Below are 21,827 nucleotides of genomic sequence, written 5' to 3'. Positions count from 1 at the left end.
ATTTTAAACAAACAGCAATCAAATGGCATGTTCAAGAGGAAAAGCAAATCCTGACAATTTTACAAAAGTTAAACTTTTTGCTAATTCAGGAGGTTATTGTCAAAGACCAGAATGTAATGAACCTTTATTTAAAACTTTTAAGGAAAAAGAAATTCATATTGCAGAAATCGCACATATAATAAGTGTAAATAAAGGCGCTAGAAAAGATGATAGTTTAACTGATATCGAAAAAGGAGATTATGATAATTTAATTCTATTGTGTCCAAATTGTCACACTATTATCGATAAGAACGAAGATGATTTTCCAAAACAACTTATAAATACATGGAAGAGAAACCATGAAGAAAGTATTTCTAAAATTTTCGGGATAAAAAAATTTGACGATAGAACTTCAGTTAAATTAATTATTACTCCATTATTCGAAGAAAACAAGACGGTTTTTGAGCTTTATGGTCCTGAAACAGAAGAACGATTTAATCCAGAAAGCGAAATGCCTGAAATTTGGTTAGAAAAAATTAGAACTATTTTAATTCCTAATAATAGAAAGCTATTAAATATTATTGAAATAAATAGTCATTTATTGACAGAATCCGAAAAAGAAATTTTTCAAAATTTCCAACAACATGTTAAGGATTTTGAAGCAAAACATATATTTAATACAATATCAACTGGTATTAGATTTCCTCAAGAAATAAAAACTGTTTATGTATAGCGATAATTGGTAAAAAGATTTTTTAATTGAAAAATTAATAAACTTCAAATCTGCAAAAAAAATTAATTCAATAGAGCAAAATTTAATTTTAGTAGAGCGTAAAAAAGGAATTGATTTTACTGCATTTACTTTATCAATGGAAAAAATAGAGCTTTCAGCTTTGCAAGAAATTTGCAATAGATTTCTCACTATTAATTTTATTGTTAATATAAAAAAACAACATAATATTCCTTGGAATGCAATTGAATTTTTACATAATCGAAATATTTCTTTTGGTACTTTGGGAGATTTTATGAGATTCTGTAACAATGAAGATAATGAGATTTTATTAGATAAAGAATTTTATTTTGTATCTAGAGCATTACGTCAACACACAGCTGTTAAAAGTTTTAAAAGATTAGATAATAGAAGAATTGAAATCGAGCGATTTGGTTTACCATCAATCATTGCTATTATGATTAATGAATATGATGTTACAGGAGAGTCAATAAGGTTTGCAAGAGACTTATATGGAGATTTTAAAGTTGTTATTAAAACTAACCCAAATGGCTCAATTACTACACAAGCACATAATATTAATACGCAACTTGATATAGAATGTTGTACCTGGGGGGAATTTTTAGGAAAATTAAACTCAAAATGGAGGTAACTAACATTAATGTGAAATTAATTGAGATAATAAAGAATTCTAATTCTCAAAATTTACAAATTTATCTTTTTGGGTCATATCTTACTGGAAGCTATTATGAAGACATAGATATTCTGATAATTTATGGAGATTATGATGCAATGAAAAGTATTAAGAAGAAAATAAATCATGAACTTACTGAATTTTTTCCTCATATAACATGTCTAACTTTTGAGGAAGAGATAGAACTAAGTTTTATCAAAAAATCTAATGCCAAAAAAATTGCAATATAAAAAAACTGCGTACAACATTGTATTGGCAAAATGCGGGGTTAAATTCTAAATTGAACTACTCTACTTTTTTATACGCCGCTGCTTTTCATATTGTTTTTTTCTTAAATTAGACAATCTAAAAAAGCACTTTGTTTCAATTGTAAATTGTTGAACTTTTCATTCTTATAATTTTCTCACTTCGCAAGGCCCCAAACCTTTATCAGAAATTTAAACAAACACTCGTCATAAATGAAATCTATTATATTTTTTCTTGGAATTTCTACCTTTTGCTTCCCGCAAAAATTTAGTTTTATTTACGAAACAAAATGCAAAGTGAATTCAGAAAAACAAGATGATTTTTATTCCGAGAATATGATCTTGGATCTAAAAAATAATAGTTCAATTTTTAGAGATTCACTAGACAAAAATTTAGATTCAATAAAGTTGAATAATGGACACGGAAGATTTAAAATGGGTGTTGAAAACCAATTCTATGTCAAAAAGAATTTAGCTCAAAAAAGAATTGAAAAAGTAATAACTTATTTGGGAACAGATTATCTTCTTCCAGTTGAGGAAATATTAAATTGGAATATTACTTCGGAACAAAAGCTCATTGGAAAATATAAATCTCAAAAAGCAGAAACTACGTATGGAGGAAGAAGCTGGATTGCTTGGTTTACTACAGAATTACCTTTTGCAGATGGTCCCTATATTTTCAGTGGTTTACCTGGATTGATTGTTTCTATTCAAGATTTAAACAATGAATATTCATTTAATTTGATAGAAGTCAAGAAAGGCGTGAATATTTTTGACGCACGAACAAAAACAGTAAAAATTGATTGGAAAAAATATGAAACACTTGCAAAATCATATTTTAATGACCCATTTAATATAAATTCAAAAGGTTGGAAGACAGCTACATTTACCGATCCGAAAGGTAGTACAGTGGATATTTCTATAAAGGTTAAAGAGATGCAAAATAATATTTTACAAGAAAATAATCCAATTGAATTAAATCACAAAATAAATTACAAATAACAACTTCGATTAACATTGCATTGGCAAAATGCGGGGTAAATCTACATTGAAATATTCGAAATATTTAACCGCGCTATTTTTCCAACTCCGCAATTTTTTATAATCTAGTTCTATTGGAAAAAACTGAGAAAAAAAATTAATGAAAACTAGAAATTTAAATAAATTACTATTTGTACTAATTTGTTTTGTTCCGTTTTTCGGAAGAAGTCAAATTAGTACAATAGAAAACTGTACAGAAAACCTATACTTCAAAGAAGAATTTTTTAATAACATAAAAGTTGTTGACAGTTTAATTTATAAAATACAAAACGAAGAATTTCTTAACTCACTAAAATTCATTTTAAAATACGCTCACGTTTCGACAGAAAGCATGGCAAATTATGCGAGAACATATCCTAGTGGGTATTATGAAGAAGACCGCAAAAAATGGATAAGTTGGTATGATAAAAATAAATGCAAAAACATCCAATTCAAAAAATTGAAAAACTTAGAGATTTATTTTCAAAATGGAATCGCATATGACAAATCAACAAACAAATTTTATTCGGGAATTGCACAGACGTATAATAAAAATGGGTTGAAATTTGAAGAATTTTATCAAAATGGAAAATTGAACAAAACATTGCTCTACTACAACATAAATTCTGAGCAAATTGTTAGTGATGAAACTTTATATATTCCCGAAAAAAACAAAAAAATTAAACACATCAGATTCAGTTCTGATGGAAATAAATATTGGGAGACAATTTTCGATGAAAATGAGAGAAAGTCAGAATTTAATTTTTTTGAAAAAGAAATTTTAAAAATACACGAAGAATATATAAATGGGAAAAAAAATGGCATTTGGTTTTGCTTGAGTGATGATGGAACAATATGCGAAACAGAGTATAAAATCGGAAGAAAAATAAAAGATTGCAACTAACATAGACTTTGCAAAATGAAACCAATCTATCTATTCTCGCTTTTGACAATACTGTTTTCCTGTACCGAAAAATATACCGGAGAAGTTAGTTTTAGATTTTGTAAAATCAAGTATGATGTTTTAGATGAAAAAGAGGAATTTAAAGTAGACGGACAACATATGGTCGGTAATCAATGGAGGCTTGAATCTGCGAAACAAGAATTGGCTCTTTGTCTTTGTGAAAAATATTTACAAAATCCCAATAAAGAAACTAAAGATAAAATTTTAGAGATCTACAATGATGATTTTAAATTTTATCGCAGGCAGATTAGCATTAAACCCATTTATTTTGAATCAATCCTAAAAAACAGAAAAGAAGTTTTTGATTATAGAATTTTAGTAGATTAAACATATAAAAATTATATTTGATCAATAAAAATTAAAAACTGAATGCCATTATTAATCATCCAAAATAGAAAACTAAACTAGATGAAAAAAACAATTTTAATTTTATCGACTGCTTTCGCAGTAAACCTGAATGCTCAAAATATTTTTCCTGTAAAATTAGACAACTGTAAAACAGATAAGTTTTGCCTGGATTGTGGAGATGTAAAAGCCGGATATGATGAACAAAATTTTTTGCAATTACAAAATGAACTTCAAGAATCTTTGAATTTAAAAGGCTTAAAAGGTGTTATTAAATTTCAGATGCTTGTTGATTCGAAAGGAAAAGCTTGTGTTCTAAGCCATACAGACCAATCAAAAAACCCAATTACTTTAAAGATTATTGAAAAATTAAATAAATTGAAAAACTGGTCACCTGCAATTACAGCTGGAAAAAAGGAGGAAAAGTCTTCAATTAATTTAATTTTCGCCATCAACGAAAACAAAATCAAAGGGAATGTAGAAAGAGTAGATGTCAAAGCTTTTACAAAATCATTTGACAGACCTACAAATCCTGAAATATTCAATAAAACTTATAATTATAAAAACGAAAATTTAAAAAATTATAAGATAACATCTTGGAACTCTAAAAACTCCAATCTTCCAAACAATATGAATGATCATATTGCAATTGATAAAAGTGGATTAATTTGGTTAACTGCAGATGAAAGTTTGGTCACTTTTGATGGCAAAGATTTTAAAAACGTAGAGCAAAATATTACTGATAAAGGAAAATTCTTTCATATTATGCCCTTGCTTCGGATAATGACAATATAAAATGGGTTGCAGCAACCAACAACATTTATAGTTTTGATAATGATAAATGGACAAAATATGATCCTAAAGAAATCGGCATTGACGGAGCCTATGAAATAATTAACAACCCGAAAACCGGCGAAGTATTTTTCTGTTCTGATGAAGGATTAACAATTTTCAAAAACGGAAAATGGTCAAATATCAATAAAAGTAAAATTAAAGAATTTCCTTCCGACAGAGTAACTTTCGCAAAAAGGGATTCTAAAAACAGAATCTGGATTGGAACTTTTAGCGGAACGGTAATGATCGATGAAAATGGAAAAGCTATAAATTTTGAAAATTCTTCGACGATATTAAAAGGCAAATGTATTACCTCAATGGATGAAGATGAAAATGGTAATCTATACTTTACGTTATATGAGTTTAACTCTAAAGAAAAAGGACAGGTAAATAGAAATGAAGGTTTTGCAATTAGAAATAATGACGGAACATTTAAACAATACACAACAGAAAACTCAGGAATGCCTTTTAATCATACAAACTGTATTCTTTACGACAAAACTGATAAAGTAGTTTGGATATCAACCGACAGAGCAGGATTGATAAGATACGACTTAAAAGATGGATGGGAAAATTATCATAATCAAAACTCAGATATTCCAACTTCATACATCTCAACAATGACATTTGATGAGAAAGGAAACCTTTATTTAGCGACCAGACAAGGATTGGTAAAGATTGAAAAAAAATAAAATTATTATAACATATTTTGATTGAAACCTCAATATCTAAAATCAACCAAAATGCTTCCGCAAAAAAAAAGGATCTCAAAAATTTGAGATCCTTTTCACTTATATTTTTTTAATCTTACAATCCGATTACCGGCATTGAAAGCATTAAGATATTTTCGTTTTCTTCAAGTCCGTCAAGCGGCTCAATGATTCCCGGTCTGTTGGGTTGAGACATTTTCATTGTAATATCATCTGCTCCTAAAATACCCAACATTTCTGTTAAGAATTTAGAACTGAAACCGATGTTGATATCTTCACCATTATAATCACAAGGAATCTGCATATCTGCTTTGTTTGCATATTCTGTATCTTCTGCGTGAAGGTGAAGAATATTTGCAGATAATTTGAATCTTACCTGATTGGTTGATTTATTAGACATGATCGACGCTCTCTTAATCGCACCTAACAAAAGGTTTCTGTTGATCGTCAAAACATTCGGGTTCTCTTTAGGGATTACCGCAGTATAGTTAGGATATTTACCGTCGATTAATCTACAGATCCAGATATGTTTACCAAAAGTAAATTTAGCCATATTCTCGTTGAAGTCGATTTTAATGTCTTCGTTTGAGCTTGCTAAAATATTTTTGAAAATATTCAACGGCTTTTTAGGCATGATGAATTCCATTGGTTCGGCATTCATCAAATCTGTTCTTTTGTACACTACCAATCTGTGAGAATCTGTAGAAACAAAATTGGTTTCGTTTTCCCCAAACTGGAACAAAACTCCTGTCATTACCGGACGAAGAGAATCATTGCTTGTTGCAAAAAGTGTGTTGGTTAAAGCTTCAGACAAAACTCCTGCAGGCATTGTGATACTTTGAGAAGCATCAAATTCCGGAATCTCAGGATAATCATCTGCGTTATCTAAAGCCACAGCAAAATTATCTTTTTCATCCAAAATTTCAAGCAAACTTCCTGTATTTTCAGCATTATCTTTCACTACCAAAGTAAGAGGCTGTTCGCCATAGGTTTTAATAAAATCTTGAAAAATCTTAGCTGGAACCGCAAACTTACCAGAATCGTCAGACTTTACCTCCAAAGAAGTAATAAGTGTCGTTTCGCCATCAGATGCAGTAATGGTAACGTTGTTTTCGTTTAGTTCAAAAAGATAGTTTTCTAAAATCGGTCTCGACTGAGAACTTGATATTACGCCACTTACAGTTTGCAAAGCCTTCTGCAGTTCACCACTTGAAATAATAAATTTCATAGATTTAAAAATAAGTTTCTACAAATATAATAAATAGAAAACAGATAGAAAAGAATAATATGGAGAGTTATTAACAAACATCATTATTCTGTTTTAAGTGTTGAGATAATATTCAGGGTTTTGTAGTCATTAATTTTCGGATCAAAAATCTCCATCGTAAAATAACTGATGTTAACTTTCTTATTCATTAAAGTCTGATATTCTTTAGGTAAATCTAAATTGGAGTCCACAGATGAAATCCAGTAAAGCTTATTCAGCATCTTATTTTCTCCTACCACATGGAAAACAATAAAGTTTTCTTTCTCAATTTTAGATACCGTTCCGTTTATCAAAAATTCTGAAGACTCTTTACCTCCCGCTTCCTCATCAGAATATTGAGCTATTTTCAAAAACTCTTCCTGACATTCTTCCGCCATCAGAATTCCCATTTTTATTCCTAGCTGCTCCATTTTCGCGCTGTCCATAATATCGGCGGTAGGATCAATGTTATAATCTCTTTTAATCTCTTTTGAAAAAGGCATTGTAGCTTTCAGCATACACACTCCCAGCTCTGAGGTTATTGCCGAACCATTTTTTCCCTCGGTCTTAATTGACTTCACACAATCGCAAGAAGATTTAGCAATTTTCTTCTTATAATCCTGTGAAAAAAGGCTTGTAGAAATCACTAAACCTAATAAAAGAAATACATTTTTCATCATTAAAATTAAATTTCTCAAAGATAAGAGAAAAATTAAAATTCTCCTCTTTTTTCTATATTTGTAAAAAAGAAAAAAAATGCGCAAACCTCCGATTCATAAAAGTTTTCTGAATGCTTTTCGAGGTATTTTCTTTATGCTTAGATCTGAAAGAAATTTTCAGCTTGAAGTTTTCGCCTTTTTCATCAATATTTTTCTGATTTTTTATCTAAAACTGTCAAGTTTTGATACAATTCTCATCCTTATCGTTTGTTTTGGAGTTTTAGCAGCTGAAATTTTCAATACAGCAATCGAGAAAATTTGCGATATCATTCAACCTGAATTTGATAAAAGAATTGGCTTTATAAAAGATGTTTCTGCGGGAGCCGTTACTTTGATGGCGATACTTTCTGTGATCGTAGGAGTTTTGGTGTATTGGAAATATATTTTCAATTAAATAGTCATTGCGAGGAGCGAAGCGACGAAGCAATCTCAATTCAAACTATTAATTCCCACAGATCTCTCAGATCTTCACGGATATTTTGTGTTATTTGTGTTTAAAAATCAATCTAAAATCAATTCTATTTTTTGATGTGATTCTATGATCTCAATTAAAATTTCAAATAAAGTCTTTCCGTTTCCGGCAATTAATTCGTCTAATTTTTGTTGAATCAATTGCACGTTGAAAGGTTTCCCTTGTTTAATCTTATTTTCATAAAATTTTTTAGTTAAATCAAGACCTAAATCTTCTTTCGACTTTTGAGAGTCTTTCCAAGTAATATCTGTTTCAACTCCGTACAAGATATCATCAAAACCATCTAAAGTTCCGACTTTCCAATCTTCATCTTTCATAAAAAGTTGAGAAATTTCTTCGTAAAAGCCTTCCAAATCTGAAAAATGACCGCCATTGATGACGGTCATTTTCTTATGATGAATTTCGTTTTTCATTGAGTACTACCAATACTATTTTCTTAGATAAATATTTCCGTATTTGGATTCCAGATTATATTGTGGTCCGTTTCCAAATGTTGCCGTAACTAAAGTACGAAAATCATTCGAATCTTTTCCTGTGAATTTGGTATCTAAATTTGAATAAATTTGTCCAAAATGGGTTTCCGCAGAAAGCTTTCCAACATTTTTATCCAAAACCGTAGCATCAATTCCACCGTATATCGCATTCACATTGATTGTTCCGCCAAAATCTTTCACTTCAACCAAGCCATATTGAGATTCTATCTGAGTCATTAAAGATTTCGGAACTTTTATTTCTAATTTGATATCCACATCAACGCCATTGTTCATCGAATTAAACGTTACATTATTTTCTTTACAATACTTTTGATACTCTTCACGGGTTTTAAAAATCAGTTTTTTATTATCTTTTTCAACCTTGATTCGATGAGGAATATTCTTCATTTCAGCTATTTTACCTTCAATAACCAGAGAATTTCCTTCTTTAGATTCTTTTATCTGAAAAGCTTCATTGCTTTCATTCTCATTAATATTAACTGTTCCCAAGATTTGAACTTCCGGCTTATCCCAAGTGCTGATTTTAATCAATTCGGGATAATCAAACTTCAACGATATTTTTTGGTTTTTATCTGTAGAAAAACTTTTATTAATCGTTTTTTGTGCTGCAGTAAGACCGAAAACCAAACTCACTGCAAGAGTTAATACCGTTCTCATTTCGCTCTTAAATAAACTTTACTGTAATCGGAACGAACTTCAATATTAGTACCGCCGCCGTTCACTTTTCCAATCAGCTCATCGCCATGACGTACCAAGCCATCTTTCTTCTCAACATCAATTTTAAAATCCGGAGACATATAGATTTCACCATAAGAAGTTGTTGTTTTCAAATCAGCTTTTACCGATTTAGGAAGCGTAACATCCGCAAGACCATACACGGAAATAATCGACAAAGGTCCTTTTGTATTTTGACTAAAAACCGCTTCTACTTTTCCGTAAATAGATTTTACAGTAGCTGGACCTGTAATATTTTCCAGCTTGATATTGTTATATGTGGTCGCAATTTCAATTTCATTCTGAATATTTTTGAAAACTATATCTCCTCCATATTGTGACTGATGTTTAAATGAAATAATAACGTTTTCAGGAACTAAAATTTTCACATCCGGAAAAGACATTTTTTTCAAAGAATTAACCTCTAATATGCCGTCTTTTTCATTTAAATTAATTCCAAGTCCTGTATTATCTACAAGTCCTAAAGAATTAACAATTTGCAGCCCTTCGGCACGTTTATCTTCATCCTCATCTTCGCCTTTCACCGAAAAAATGATTTCGCTCCCCTTGTAACCTTCCACCGTTACTTTACCTAAATTAAGGAGTAGCTTGCCTTTACTTTTTTTGATTTTATACATTTTAGAACTTTCTTGTGTAGCGTTGGGTTGCTCAGCATCATCTTGCGCATGCACAGAAAGTGTCATCAAAGCAAATAAGATTAAATATATCTTTTTCATATGTAGATTTTTATTGTTTTTTTAATTGTCATATGTTATCGCTGTACCATCACACGTGTTTATAATTTCTAATAATGGCGATTTCATAATGTTTAATTTGTTAAATAATTTACTTGTTTATATATAAAAGCTTTTAATATCTCATTAAAACCGCATATGCTTCGTCTTTTACGAAAACGGCCGTTGTAGGATCCAGAGTAAGTTCCTTCAACTTTGCATTAACTTCTCTGTTAAGTTGGGATGGATTTTTCTCAGTTAAAATCGCAATAAGTTCTTTTTGCACAATAGGGTCATCCTGATTGAGAAAAATCTGTCGAATATTTTTACTAACCTCTGCATTTTCAATATGTACAGATAAAGCTTCAACAGCAGCCAATCTTACATTTGTATTTTCATCCGAAAGTGCTTTTTCAGATAAAATATTGATAATTTTTTCATCAGAAGCTGAAAAACTCTTCAGCAAATCTATTCCTCGTAACCTTGAACTTGCTGAATGCTGATTATTTATCAATTCTAAAGCTTTCAGCTCATCAAAATTACTTTCGCCCTCAAGATCATCATTCTGAGCAAGACTTTTAGTTTCTACTATTTTCTGTGAATCATCTGAATTATTTTTTGTGAAAGCTTTACCTGTATTTTGCTGTATTACAGTATCTATTTTCACAGTTTCCAAATCATTTTTTTGATTTAAAACATCAACTGTACTTCCGTTTTCCTTAAGTTTTTCATGAACTGCAATCCTGGTTCTTTCACTTTCCTTTTGATTCCACAAAGTATAACTTCCAATACTGAAAATCACAGCTATAGAAGCAGCGACAGTCCATTTTTTCCACGAAAACAAAGGAATTGTTTTTTCCACAGAAACGGCTGGTTCATTCAGTCTTGACATTATTTTGTCAAACGTGTCTTCAGGAACTTCGAGCATATCGAACTCTTCCCGGTGATCTTGAATATATTTTTTAAGCTGATCTTTCATTTTGACTTTTTTGAGTTAGTTTTTCAAAAATTTTCTTTTTAGCACGGTGATAATAGCTCCTTACCGTACCTGCCGGAATATTCAAACTTTTTGCTATTTCTTCCTGTGGCATGTCTTCAAACAGAAGAAGATTCACAATCGTTCTGATTTGCACCGGAAGCTCTGCGATAGCATTCTGAAGCTCTTCTATACGGAATTCTAAAGCCAGTTTCTCTTCCAGTTCATCATCTTTATCATCCAACATTTTATCATCTTCAATTTCAGCAAAATAGACTTTCTTTTTTCTGAGGAAATTCAGTGAATGATTGATCGCAATTCGCTTAACCCACCCTCCGAAACTGTCAGTATTTTTTAAAGATTTTATCTCCGAAAATACTTTCACGAAAACCTCCTGAAGAATATCTTCTGCATCTTCCCTATCATTTACAATACGAAATATTGAATTGAAAGCAGCCTTAGAATAGCGCTGATAAAGCAGAGAATATCCGGAATTGTTTCCGGAACCGCATAGCTCCAACAATTCCCTGTCACTGATATTTACTGTTTTTGTTTTCAAAAATTATTAGTCGTTTATCGTTTCTATCTAATAGACGCAATCACACCTTGAATGTTGCAATTTATTTTATTTTTTTTCGATTTTATTTAAAAAACATCGAAAGTTTTCAAATAAAAAATGACTGCCATTAATGACAGTCATTTTCTTGTTATTTATTTAAAAATATTTTAGCCTTTAATAAGCCTCAATGAGCTATTTAAAGTATTCCACTCCGTTTTTAAAGATATTGTGATAATTCGCTGTTGGAATGTTTTTCATTAATCCTTCTGCGAAACGTTCAGGATGCCCCATTCTACCATAGATCTTACCACACGGACTTGTGATCCCTTCAATTCCGAATAATGAGTTATTTGGATTGAACGGCATTCCGTGAGCGATGTTTCCATCTAAATCTAAATATTGAGTAGCAATCTGTCCGTTCTCATACAATTTCTGAATTTCTTCTTCTGAAGCCATAAAACGACCTTCACCGTGAGAAATTGGAATTGTGAAGACTTGGTCTTTCATTCCTTTCAACCAAGGCGATTCATCATTTAATACTTTCACATTGACCATCTGAGAAATGTGTCTTCTGATTGCATTGTGAGCCAAGGTTGGAGAATTCTCATCCAAATCTTTGATTCTTCCATAAGGCAACAATCCTGACTTCACCAACGCCTGGAAACCGTTGCAAATTCCGATGATCATTCCGTCTCTGTCGAGCAATTCGTGAACGGCATTTTTCATCTTTTCGTTTTTCAAAACATTCACGATAAACTTAGCAGAACCGTCCGGTTCGTCACCTGCAGAAAACCCTCCGGAGAATGCTAAAATTTGTGACTGTTTAATTTCTTCCACCCACGCATCGATGCTTTCGTCAAGCAACTGATGATTGATATTGATCAAAGGTAAACTGCTTACAATTGCACCTTCTTTTTGGAATGCATTTAATGTATCGTACTCACAATTTGTTCCTGGAAAAACAGGGGCGAAAACTCTTGGTTGAGCAATTCCGTGTTTTTTTATAACGATATTTCTTGGGTTGATTGAGTTCAGTTTTGAATCTAATTCAACCACGATTTTTTCTTTTTCAACCGTTGAGAAAAGGTTTTCAAAAGTTTTTGTATTTGCTTCAAGTAATTTTTCGATTTCAAAATTCAAATTACTGATTTTCAAAATATTTGAATTTTTAACCTCACCTATTAATTGAAGTTCAATAGAACTTAATTCTTCTGTTGCTTCGATGATTAAACTCCCAATATTTTTGGCTAATAAAACGTTCTCATCAACAATATTTATTTCAGCTCCCAATCTGTTTCCGAAACTCATTTTTGCTAAAGCAACTGCAACTCCGCCTTCTTTGATTGTCTTCACAGAAACCACTTTTCCAGCTTTGACATTTTCGAAAATAAGTTCGTAAACATCTTTCAATTTATCATAGTTTGGAAGTCCGTTTTCCTGTGGAATATGATTAAAGAAATACAGTTTATTTCCTGCTTGTTTAAATTCCGGAGAGATGATATTTTTCTTTTCTCCATTAGCACAAGCGAAAGAAATTAACGTTGGCGGAACATTCAAATCCTGGTATGTTCCACTCATAGAATCTTTCCCTCCAATTGCTGCTAAGCCGAAATTGATTTGAGCATCATAAGCACCCAAAAGAGACGCCAAAGGCTTACCCCATTTTTCTGGATTCTGACCTAATTTTTCAAAATATTCCTGGAAACTGAATCTGATATTTTTATAATCGCCACCCATCGCAACGATCTTAGCAACACTTTCAACGACTGCATAAGAAGCTCCTAATAACGAGTTTTGCTTTGAAATTTCAGCATCAAATCCCCAACTCGCCAAAGAAACCGTTTCGATGTCTTTTGCTCCTAAAATTGGTAACGTCTGAACACTTCCTTCCATCAAAGTCTGCTGATATTTTCCACCTAAAGGCATTGCAACTGTAGTCGCACCAATCGATGAATCGAACATTTCCAACAAACCTTTTTGAGAAGCAACATTTTTATCACTTAATATTTTTAAGAAATTTTCTTCGTTAAAAGTCTGTGCTTCTTCTTTCAATTCATTAAGATGTGTGATCTTAACTTCCTGATTTTTAGAACAACCGTTTGTATCAAGGAATTCTCTTGAAAGGTCAACAATCTTATCACCTTTCCAGAACATTTGCATTCTTCCAGAATCTGTTACTTTCGCCACTTCAACAGCTACAATGTTTTCAGCTTCACAGAACTTGATGAACTGTTCTTTATCTTTTGGTTCAACCACAACTGCCATTCTTTCCTGAGATTCAGAAATAGCAAGCTCGGTTCCGTTCAAACCTTCGTATTTTAAAGGTAAAACATCAAGATTAACTTCCAAAGAATCAGCGATCTCACCGATTGCTACAGAAACTCCACCCGCTCCGAAATCATTCGATTTTTTAATTAGTCTCGTCACTTCAGGATTTCTGAATAATCTCTGGATTTTACGTTCTTCAACCGCATTTCCTTTCTGAACTTCCGAACTCATCGTGTGGATAGAAGTTTCGTCCTGTTCTTTCGAACTTCCGCTTGCTCCACCAACTCCGTCACGACCTGTTGCACCACCTAAAATGATGATAGAATCACCAGCTTCAGGCTTTTCACGTCTTACCCAATCCACAGGAACCGCTCCGGCAACGAAACCAACTTCCATTCTTTTTGCTTTGTAGCCTTCGTCATAGATCTCAGAAACCATTGTAGTTGCCAAACCGATTTGGTTACCGTAAGAAGAATATCCGTTGGCAGCCTGTTTTGTGATTGTTTTTTGAGGTAATTTCCCTGGTAAAGTTTTATCAACCGATTCTAAAACATCAGCAGCGCCCGTTAATCTCATCGCCTGGAAAACGAAAGAACGTCCAGACAAAGGGTCTCTGATCGCGCCACCTAAACACGTTGAAGCTCCACCAAAAGGTTCAATTTCTGTTGGGTGATTGTGTGTTTCGTTTTTGAATAATAAATACCAAGGTTCTTTTTTACCATCGTATTCAGCTTCGATCTGGATTGTACAAGCGTTGATTTCGTCTGAAACTACCAAGTTATCAAGCTTTCCGGTTTTACTAAAATATCTTCCGCAAACAGTCGCCAAATCCATTAAAGAGATTGGTTTCAATTCGCGCCCTAAGAACTTTCTTTTTTCGATATAATCATTGAAAATAGTTTCCAATGTATGTTTAAACTGTCCTTCAAATTCAATATTTGACAATTCCGTTTCAAACGTTGTGTGACGACAATGGTCACTCCAATACGTGTCTAAAACTTTAAGTTCAGTTTCCGTAGGATTTCTCTGTTCAGTTTTAAAATATTCCTGAATGAATTTCAAATCATCCAATCCTAAAGCAAAACCGTGATCGTTAAAAAATTCTTCAAGTTGGGCATCATCAAAATTGATAAAACCTTCATGAACAATCACTTTTGACGGCATTTCTTCCGCAGGAATATTTAAAGTTGATAGATCTTTCTCCTGAGATTCTACTTTATTGATTAAAAGATCTTTGATCTTAACTAAATCAGATTCAGAAACTCCTTCAAACTCGATAAGTTTACCGCTTCTTACTTTAGACTTCTCATTTTCAGTCAGTAAAGCGATACACTGTTGCGCAGAATCAGCACGCTGATCGTATTGTCCCGGTAAAAATTCTAATGCGAAATAAATTCCCTGCGCAGGGTTTTCTTCGATTAAAATATCAGTAACCGGATCTACGAAAGTACTGTTTACTACTTTTTCGAATTCACCATCGTTTAATCCAAAAATATCGTAAACGTTATACACTTTTACGCTTTGGATAGACGGAACAACCGCTTTTACTTCATCAAAAATCTTTGGACTTTCTACATCGAAAATACCTCTTTTTTCTACGAAAATTCTTTTGTTATTAGACATTAGATGTCAGATATTAAATATTATTAGACTTATTTACTTAATTTATTCGGATTATCCGGATTTTCTTTTTGAAATTGTTCAGCTTCTATCTTTTGATTTTCAAGCCATTTTTCAAAAGGAATTTTTTCTTCATCATAATCCAGTGCAAAAACATTTTTACCGTTTTCTGAGATTAAGAATTTGAAATCAAACCAAGATCCTGTTTCTATTCTTCCGTAATCGTATGTATTGACCTGATAAAACGGAAAATTTTCTTTCGGTCTTTCCACGATTTCAAAGAATAGTTTTTTTTCATTTTCAGATAATTTGTTGTAATGATTTACATAATACAACTCTGAAAGCTTTTTATTTTGTTTTTCGAAAAACTGAAGAATAGTCTTCTCTTTTTCATTGTATTTGAATGGATTTGAAAAATATTTTCCGTCAACTTCAATAGCATTTTCAGATTTTGAGATTGGTTTTACGATTTCTCCTTTAAAATTCATCACTCCCCAAGTTCCACCGACTATTGATTTGTGTTCGTCATCGGTTTTTTCCCAATCGCAACCGTCGCAAAAAGCTGCATAGCCGTAATTAAATGGTGATGCAAAATCATGTTCAGGATTAATGATAATCTTTCCGTTTCGGTCTACAAACCCAACTTTCCCGTTTTTGACAAACCTTCTTACTCCTTCAGAGAAATAATCTGCTCCGTTATCATAAAAGAAAGGTTTGTATAGAAAATTTCCTTTTTTGTCGTAGACATAACCCCATTCATTTTTTCCGGGCTTTTCATCATTTTTAAAACCATCAAAATAGATCGTTTCTCCTTTTACTAGTTCTCCGTCTTCCAAATAAGAAAAAACCCTGAACTGCGCAGGAACGATAATTTTGCCGTTTTGATTTTTAACTCCAACCAGCGAATCTTTTGATTTAAAATACTTCAAAACTTCCTTTTCCTGAGAAAAAGAAAGCATTGGCATTAATAAAATGGCTAAAAGTATTTTTTTCATTAATCAATTTGATTTAGTTAAAAATAAAATATGCAGCCCAAAAAGACTGCATATCAATTTATACTTTAAGATCGGCTTCTAATCCTATCAAGTCTTTGTTTGCGTCAATGATCGGTTGAACTTCATTGGCAATGAATTCTTCCGTCTGAATTGGTGCAAAACCAATGAAATTTTTAGGATCAAGAACTTCTTTTAATTTTGATTTATCTAGTTTTAATGAATCGTCATTTAAGATTCTTTCGATAAGGTCGTTTTCTTTACCTTCTTCTTTCACTTTCTTAGACGCTTCCATAGAATGAACTCTGATCACTTCGTGAATTTCCTGACGATCTCCACCAGCTTTTACTTCTTCCATGATGATATATTCTGTCGCCATGAAAGGAAGTTCTTCCATAATATGCTTGTTGATTCTGTTTGGATACACCACGATTCCGTTCATGATGTTGTTCCAAATCAATAGAATCGCATCAACAGCTAAAAACGCCTGAGGAATTGTTAATCTCTTGTTTGCAGAATCATCTAAAGTTCTTTCAAACCATTGTGTTGAAGCCACCATTGCAGAACTAGTCGTTAAAGACATAACGTATTTTGCTAAAGCTCCGATTCTTTCGCTTCTCATTGGATTACGCTTGTAAGCCATTGCAGATGAACCGATTTGGTTTTTCTCGAATGGTTCTTCAATTTCTTTCAAATTCTGAAGAAGACGTAAATCGTTTGTAAATTTATGTGCAGATTGAGCGATATTTCCTAATAAAGCCACTACTTTAGCATCGATTTTTCTATCGTAAGTCTGACCTGAAACTCCGAAAACTTTTTCGAAACCGAATCTTTTTGATAATTCTTTATCTAAATGTTTTACTTTAGAATAATCGCCGTTAAAAAGCTCTAGGAAACTTGCTGCAGTTCCTGTAGTTCCTTTTACTCCTCTGAAACGTAGAGTTTCTAGGAAGAAATCAAGCTCTTCAATGTCTAGGACCAAACTTTGTAACCAAAGTGTTGCTCTTTTTCCAACAGTTGTTAACTGAGCTGGCTGGAAGTGTGTAAATCCTAAAGTCGGTAAATCTTTGTATTGAATAGCAAAATCAGAAAGATTTTTCATTACGTTAACCAACTTTTTCTTTAAAATTAAAAGTCCGTCACGGATTTGAATTAAATCTGTATTGTCTCCTACAAACGCCGAAGTTGCTCCCAAGTGGATAATTCCTTTTGCAGAAGGCGCAACGTCACCATAAGCGTGAACGTGAGCCATCACATCATGACGAAATTTTTTCTCGTAAGCTGCAGCTACTTCATAATCGATATTTTCTGCATTGGCTTTCAACTCAGCGATTTGCTCGTCTGTGATGTCAAGTCCAAGGTCTTTTTCGATTTCAGCAAGGGCGATCCAAAGCTTTCTCCAATTCTGGAATTTGTTGTTATGAGAAAAGTTAAATAACATTTCTTCACTGGAGTAGCGCTCTTCCAATGGATTTTTGTAGGAATTCATTTCTTTACTTTTACTTTTTAGATATGCAAAAATAAGGATTTTCGGTGAGAGAGAAAAATTGTGATGTTGGTTTTAAATTTTGTTTACATCAAAGTTATTTTAACCGATTTAAAACTCATTTTCAGTTCAGGTAAATTCCAAAAAACCAAGTCCAAGCTATTAAAATAATCTGCATGGGAATTCTTTCTTTATACAAATAAGCCATTCCAGGACCTGAATAATTTGCTTTAAAAATATTGACTTTTTTTCTTGATGAATCGATATTTGCAATAAATATTAACACAAAAAAGATAATTAACAACATTGAAGTAATCTCACGAATTGAAGGAATCATTAAACCAATTGCCGCGGCAATTTCAATTACACCTGTAAAATAAACCCAAAACATTTTTGCCGGAATAAACTCAGGAATCATTAAAGCCATTCCTTTCTGGAATTTAAAATGAGCAAAGCCTGTGAATAGCATAAAAACTGCCATTCCGAGATTTCCTGAAAATACAAGATTCCAATTTCCCTGGAAAATTTTTGTTCCAAGTAGAGCTAAAACGAATGTAATAAAAAGGATTGCCAGTAATTTCATGTTGCTTGATTAAAATTAATTCATACTAAATTCCCGCAAATCTCACAGGTTTCCACAGATGATTGAGAATATTTTATTAAAAAGATTTGTTTAAAGGTAAATAAAAAAAGAGGTTTCGTGTAAAAACCTCTTGATATAAATTATTCAAATCTTATTAATTGGATTCTGCAAGATCTTTTACAATCTGTAAACCTTTTGTAAAACCTTCATTCATATGATCTTTCCATTCGCTTTCGGCCTGAACTTCTGCCTGAAGTTTTACCGTTCCATTATCAAGCGAAATCAGAAAATATTTTTCGAAAGAACCGTTCCACTCCATCACTTCTTTGCTTTGAGTATCTTCGTTTCCATCTTTATCAACCATTCCCAAATGTTTAAAAACAATCTGATCGGGTTTTTCGAGACTATCGATCGTGGAAACCATTCCTTCACCATCTGAATTTGTAAAATAAGTTTTTCCGCCAACTTTCCAATCTGATTTCATCAATGAAATTGATTTAGGATTGAAATATTTTGTCCATTCACTGTACGTTTCGGGAGTCCATAAAACGTCCCATATTTTTTGTTTTGGAGCATTAATAATAATGTCGTACGATAAATTTTCCATAATAATGATTTTTAAAGTGATTGATTAGATAGAATAAAGAATAAAGAATAAAGAATAAAGAAAATAGACTATTACTCAGTAATCAAAATTCATAAAATGTTAGAATATATGATTGACTATTTTTGATTATTTATAATTTTAAAAAAAATTAATCCAACTTATTACAATTGGTTTTCGGCCAAGTTTTTTACATTCTGAAGTGCTGCAGGAAATTTTTCTTCAAAAAAATCTTTAAATTCTGGTGAAGATTTGATGGTTGCTTTTAATATTGTCTCCTCTTCAGTTTCTTCCAAAACATAAGATTCTGTGGCATCACCCCAATCTTGTGGAGTTTCTATCCCATCATAAATTTCACCCAAATGCAAAAAGACCATCTCTTTATTGGGATCATTTTTTAAAACACGGCTGTACATTCCGTTATTATTAGGATCAAAAAATTTAATGATGCTGCCTTCATCCCAAGTTCCTACATAAAAAGAACCTTTTGTAAACGCCGAAGTCCATTGTCTGTAATGCATATCGTCCCAAAGAACGGTCCATACTTTTTCGGGACTTGCGTTGATTTTTATTTCAAATTTTAAAACTTCCATAATTTAATTTATAGGTTTAGGTAAAATTATTTATCCACCGACAAAATCTCCGCCATTGATGTGAATGATTTCACCCGTGATAAAACTGGAATCTTCCGAAGCCAGAAAAACATAAGCAGGTGCAACTTCTGAAGGTTGGCCGGCTCTTTTTAAAGGTGTATCTTTTCCGAAAGAAGCAATATCTTCAAAAGTTTCTTTCACTAGTGGAGTCCAGATCGGACCTGGAGCAACACCGTTAACCAAAATTTTCTGCTCGGCAAGATTTGTTGCAAGAGAACGAATAAATGTTGCAATTGCGCCTTTTGTTGACGAATAATCTATGAGATGATCGCTGCCACGATAAGCAGTTACCGAAGTGGTACAAATTATTCGCCCGCCTTTATTCATTAATTTCAAACAATCTCTTGTAAATGAAATCATTGAAATGATATTGACATTGAATGTTTCATTAATCTGATCATCTGAAATTTTTTCGACATCGCTTTTTGGAAACTGAATTCCGGCATTATTAACCAAAATATCAATGGTTTTCCATTCTTTAGCAATCTTTTCTAAAGAATTTTTTCTAAATGTTTTTTTAGAAATATCCCCTTTTAGAAGAATGCATTTCTGTCCTTCTTTTTCAACCAGTTTCTTGGTTTCTTTAGCATCTTTTACACTTTCTTTATAAATAACAGCAACATCGGCTCCTTCTCTTGCAAAATGCACCGCTACAGCTTGTCCTATTCCACTGTCGCCACCTGAGATAATTGCTTTTTTATTAAGTAGTTTTTTGCTTCCTAAATAATTTTGTCTGATAATTTCAGGATACAAACCGTCTTTGGGTACTTTGGAAAGTGATTTTGACTTGTTCTGTGTCTTCATAAGCAAATCTTTTTATGAATATCATCAAACAGCAAGCCGAATAATTAAAGCTGGAAGTTTGATGTTGGAAGCCGGAAGTTTTTAACGACTCAAAATAACTTCTAACATCGAACTTCCATCATCAAGCTAAGAATTATAAGCATCTTCTAAATATTTAATTACAATTTTCTGCATTTTCATCATCGCTTGTACTACTTTTTGCGCTTTCAGCTGATCAGAATCACTCATAAGCTCAATTAATCTTTTAGGCACAATTTGCCAACTCATTCCAAATTTATCTTTCAGCCAACCACACATACTTTCTCTTCCGCCATCTGCAGTTAACGAATTCCAAAGATGATCTGTTTCTTCCTGATTTTCTGTCATAATAACCATTGAAATTCCCTCATTAAAATCAAATTTATGATCATAAGAATTATCCATACAGAATAAAGAATAACCATTAATTTCGAAATGCGCGTGCTGTACATTTTCCGGAACTTCGTGGTTTTCATCTCCTACTCCGTCTCCATATTTCAAAACGCTTTCTATTTTTGAATTAGGAAAAACTTCTGTATACAATTTCATTGCTTCCATTGCTTTCCCATTATTTTGGTGAATAAACATTAAAGTCGGAATAACTCTTTGCTCACTTTTCTTTTCACCTAAATATAATTGCCAAGTAACGCCAAATTTATCCCGAATCCAACCGTATTTTTTACTCCAAGGATAAGAATCTAATGCCATCAAAACAATCCCTCCGTCTTCTAATTGATCCCAATATTTCTGAACCTCTTCCTCAGTTTCGCACATCACCATCAACGAAACGGAAGCATTTTTTTCAAAATGTGGACCGCCATTTAGAAGCATTATTTTTTGTTCGAAAAGTTCGATATTCAAAACCATCGGAGTATCTGCTGTAATTTTTCCGTTGAATATTTTACAGTAAAAGTCAGCTGATTCTTTTGCATCACCATCATACCAAAGACATGGGAAAATATTGTTATTCATTGTTTTAAAATTTAGAGTTGATTGTATCATTTAAGTTTTTCATTCTGAATGAAATGTAAGCAAAATGCAGAATCTCAATTTAATCATGAGATTCTTCCTTCATCAGAATGACAAACCATTTGTTCTAATTATTTTTAAAAGAAAAATTGTTTTCTTTCATGTAATTTTTTAGTTTCGAAATCGTGTTTTTTCCGAAACCATGAAATTTCATTAATTCATTTTCAGAATAATCTGACAGTTTTGTGAGAGAATCTATTTGTTTTTTTTCCAAGGCTCTTCTTGCAGGCATCGCTATAATACCCTGCAAAAATTTGTTTTCCACAACATGATTCTCAGTATAAATAGGCTTTAAACATCTTGCCATTATTACTAAATTGATCATGATTACAGCT

25 protein-coding genes are annotated in these 21,827 nt (G+C 32.3%); 9 read left to right on the top strand and 16 right to left on the bottom strand.

The window, feature by feature from the left end:
- The first annotated feature begins 22 nt into the window (after window positions 1–22).
- The 8 genes from BUR17_RS00505 (at window position 23) to BUR17_RS20530 (ending at window position 5,503) form a co-directional block, all read left to right on the top strand.
- Window positions 23–712, top strand: a complete 690-nt coding sequence (locus tag BUR17_RS00505; protein ID WP_074228062.1) for an HNH endonuclease — start codon at window positions 23–25, stop codon at window positions 710–712.
- A gap of 136 nt (window positions 713–848) precedes the next feature.
- A complete protein-coding gene (locus tag BUR17_RS00500) occupies window positions 849–1,361 on the top strand; it encodes a hypothetical protein (RefSeq protein WP_074228061.1) in 513 nt (170 codons plus the stop codon).
- Window positions 1,352–1,633 (top strand): nucleotidyltransferase domain-containing protein, encoded by a 282-nt coding sequence (locus BUR17_RS00495; RefSeq protein ID WP_074228060.1) that lies wholly within the window; start codon window positions 1,352–1,354, stop codon window positions 1,631–1,633. The genes BUR17_RS00500 and BUR17_RS00495 overlap by 10 nt, the downstream gene beginning before the upstream one ends.
- Window positions 1,634–1,861: 228 nt before the next feature.
- Entirely contained in the window at window positions 1,862–2,650 is a 789-nt protein-coding gene (locus BUR17_RS00490; RefSeq protein WP_074228059.1) for a GLPGLI family protein, read from the top strand.
- Window positions 2,651–2,789: 139 nt separating this feature from the next.
- Window positions 2,790–3,572, top strand: a complete 783-nt coding sequence (locus BUR17_RS00485; protein ID WP_074228058.1) for a toxin-antitoxin system YwqK family antitoxin — start codon at window positions 2,790–2,792, stop codon at window positions 3,570–3,572.
- A 15-nt stretch (window positions 3,573–3,587) separates the two neighbouring features.
- Entirely contained in the window at window positions 3,588–3,959 is a 372-nt protein-coding gene (locus tag BUR17_RS00480) for a hypothetical protein (protein WP_074228057.1), read from the top strand.
- Between the two features lie 81 nt (window positions 3,960–4,040).
- Entirely contained in the window at window positions 4,041–4,772 is a 732-nt protein-coding gene (locus BUR17_RS20885; RefSeq protein ID WP_084550313.1) for a hypothetical protein, read from the top strand.
- Between the two features lie 281 nt (window positions 4,773–5,053).
- Window positions 5,054–5,503, top strand: a complete 450-nt coding sequence (locus BUR17_RS20530) for a hypothetical protein (RefSeq protein ID WP_143747498.1) — start codon at window positions 5,054–5,056, stop codon at window positions 5,501–5,503.
- Window positions 5,504–5,618: 115 nt separating this feature from the next.
- On the opposite strand, the gene dnaN is transcribed toward BUR17_RS20530, so the two are convergent.
- Together dnaN and BUR17_RS00465 are read right to left on the bottom strand one after the other, a co-directional pair.
- Window positions 5,619–6,749, bottom strand: coding sequence for a DNA polymerase III subunit beta (gene dnaN, locus BUR17_RS00470; RefSeq protein ID WP_074228056.1), 1,131 nt, complete (start codon window positions 6,747–6,749; stop codon window positions 5,619–5,621).
- A gap of 83 nt (window positions 6,750–6,832) precedes the next feature.
- Complete coding sequence (locus BUR17_RS00465; protein ID WP_143747497.1) at window positions 6,833–7,447, bottom strand: hypothetical protein; 615 nt, start codon at window positions 7,445–7,447, stop codon at window positions 6,833–6,835.
- 76 nt (window positions 7,448–7,523) lie between these two features.
- On the opposite strand from BUR17_RS00465, the gene BUR17_RS00460 reads away from it, so the two are divergent.
- Complete coding sequence (locus BUR17_RS00460) at window positions 7,524–7,880, top strand: diacylglycerol kinase family protein (protein WP_074228054.1); 357 nt, start codon at window positions 7,524–7,526, stop codon at window positions 7,878–7,880.
- A 107-nt stretch (window positions 7,881–7,987) separates the two neighbouring features.
- Here the strand turns inward: BUR17_RS00460 and BUR17_RS00455 are convergent, their stop codons facing one another.
- The 14 genes from BUR17_RS00455 to BUR17_RS00390 form a co-directional block, all read right to left on the bottom strand.
- Window positions 7,988–8,371, bottom strand: a complete 384-nt coding sequence (locus BUR17_RS00455; RefSeq protein ID WP_074228053.1) for a ribonuclease inhibitor — start codon at window positions 8,369–8,371, stop codon at window positions 7,988–7,990.
- 15 nt (window positions 8,372–8,386) lie between these two features.
- Window positions 8,387–9,109: a DUF4097 family beta strand repeat-containing protein gene (locus tag BUR17_RS00450; RefSeq protein WP_074228052.1), complete on the bottom strand. Its 723-nt coding sequence runs from the start codon at window positions 9,107–9,109 to the stop codon at window positions 8,387–8,389.
- Window positions 9,106–9,903: a DUF4097 family beta strand repeat-containing protein gene (locus BUR17_RS00445; RefSeq protein WP_143747496.1), complete on the bottom strand. Its 798-nt coding sequence runs from the start codon at window positions 9,901–9,903 to the stop codon at window positions 9,106–9,108. Before BUR17_RS00445 ends, BUR17_RS00450 begins: the two co-directional genes overlap by 4 nt.
- A gap of 133 nt (window positions 9,904–10,036) precedes the next feature.
- Window positions 10,037–10,879, bottom strand: coding sequence for a HEAT repeat domain-containing protein (locus tag BUR17_RS00440; RefSeq protein ID WP_074228050.1), 843 nt, complete (start codon window positions 10,877–10,879; stop codon window positions 10,037–10,039).
- Complete coding sequence (locus tag BUR17_RS00435) at window positions 10,863–11,435, bottom strand: RNA polymerase sigma factor (protein ID WP_084550302.1); 573 nt, start codon at window positions 11,433–11,435, stop codon at window positions 10,863–10,865. Before BUR17_RS00435 ends, BUR17_RS00440 begins: the two co-directional genes overlap by 17 nt.
- Window positions 11,436–11,627: 192 nt before the next feature.
- Entirely contained in the window at window positions 11,628–15,326 is a 3,699-nt protein-coding gene (locus BUR17_RS00430; protein ID WP_074228048.1) for a phosphoribosylformylglycinamidine synthase, read from the bottom strand.
- 29 nt (window positions 15,327–15,355) lie between these two features.
- The gene (locus BUR17_RS00425; RefSeq protein WP_074228047.1) at window positions 15,356–16,318 is read right to left on the bottom strand and encodes a WG repeat-containing protein; all 963 of its coding nucleotides are present in this window, start codon (window positions 16,316–16,318) and stop codon (window positions 15,356–15,358) included.
- Between the two features lie 58 nt (window positions 16,319–16,376).
- On the bottom strand, window positions 16,377–17,804 hold the full coding sequence (gene purB / locus BUR17_RS00420; RefSeq protein ID WP_074228046.1) for an adenylosuccinate lyase: 1,428 nt from the start codon (window positions 17,802–17,804) through the stop codon (window positions 16,377–16,379).
- 121 nt (window positions 17,805–17,925) lie between these two features.
- Window positions 17,926–18,384: a DoxX family protein gene (locus tag BUR17_RS00415; protein WP_074228045.1), complete on the bottom strand. Its 459-nt coding sequence runs from the start codon at window positions 18,382–18,384 to the stop codon at window positions 17,926–17,928.
- 154 nt (window positions 18,385–18,538) lie between these two features.
- Window positions 18,539–18,991, bottom strand: a complete 453-nt coding sequence (locus tag BUR17_RS00410; protein WP_074228044.1) for an SRPBCC family protein — start codon at window positions 18,989–18,991, stop codon at window positions 18,539–18,541.
- A gap of 161 nt (window positions 18,992–19,152) precedes the next feature.
- Complete coding sequence (locus BUR17_RS00405) at window positions 19,153–19,581, bottom strand: SRPBCC domain-containing protein (RefSeq protein ID WP_074228043.1); 429 nt, start codon at window positions 19,579–19,581, stop codon at window positions 19,153–19,155.
- Between the two features lie 30 nt (window positions 19,582–19,611).
- A complete protein-coding gene (locus tag BUR17_RS00400) occupies window positions 19,612–20,445 on the bottom strand; it encodes an SDR family oxidoreductase (RefSeq protein ID WP_074228042.1) in 834 nt (277 codons plus the stop codon).
- A gap of 126 nt (window positions 20,446–20,571) precedes the next feature.
- The gene (locus BUR17_RS00395; RefSeq protein ID WP_074230168.1) at window positions 20,572–21,435 is read right to left on the bottom strand and encodes a VOC family protein; all 864 of its coding nucleotides are present in this window, start codon (window positions 21,433–21,435) and stop codon (window positions 20,572–20,574) included.
- A gap of 124 nt (window positions 21,436–21,559) precedes the next feature.
- Window positions 21,560–21,817 (bottom strand): DNA-directed RNA polymerase subunit alpha C-terminal domain-containing protein, encoded by a 258-nt coding sequence (locus BUR17_RS00390; RefSeq protein WP_074228041.1) that lies wholly within the window; start codon window positions 21,815–21,817, stop codon window positions 21,560–21,562.
- Between the last annotated feature and the right edge of the window lie 10 nt (window positions 21,818–21,827).

The organism is Chryseobacterium scophthalmum, assembly GCF_900143185.1.
Lineage (GTDB): Bacteria > Bacteroidota > Bacteroidia > Flavobacteriales > Weeksellaceae > Chryseobacterium > Chryseobacterium scophthalmum.
Note: the sequence above shows the minus strand (reverse complement) of the source record. Positions and strands in the feature narration are given on the sequence as shown.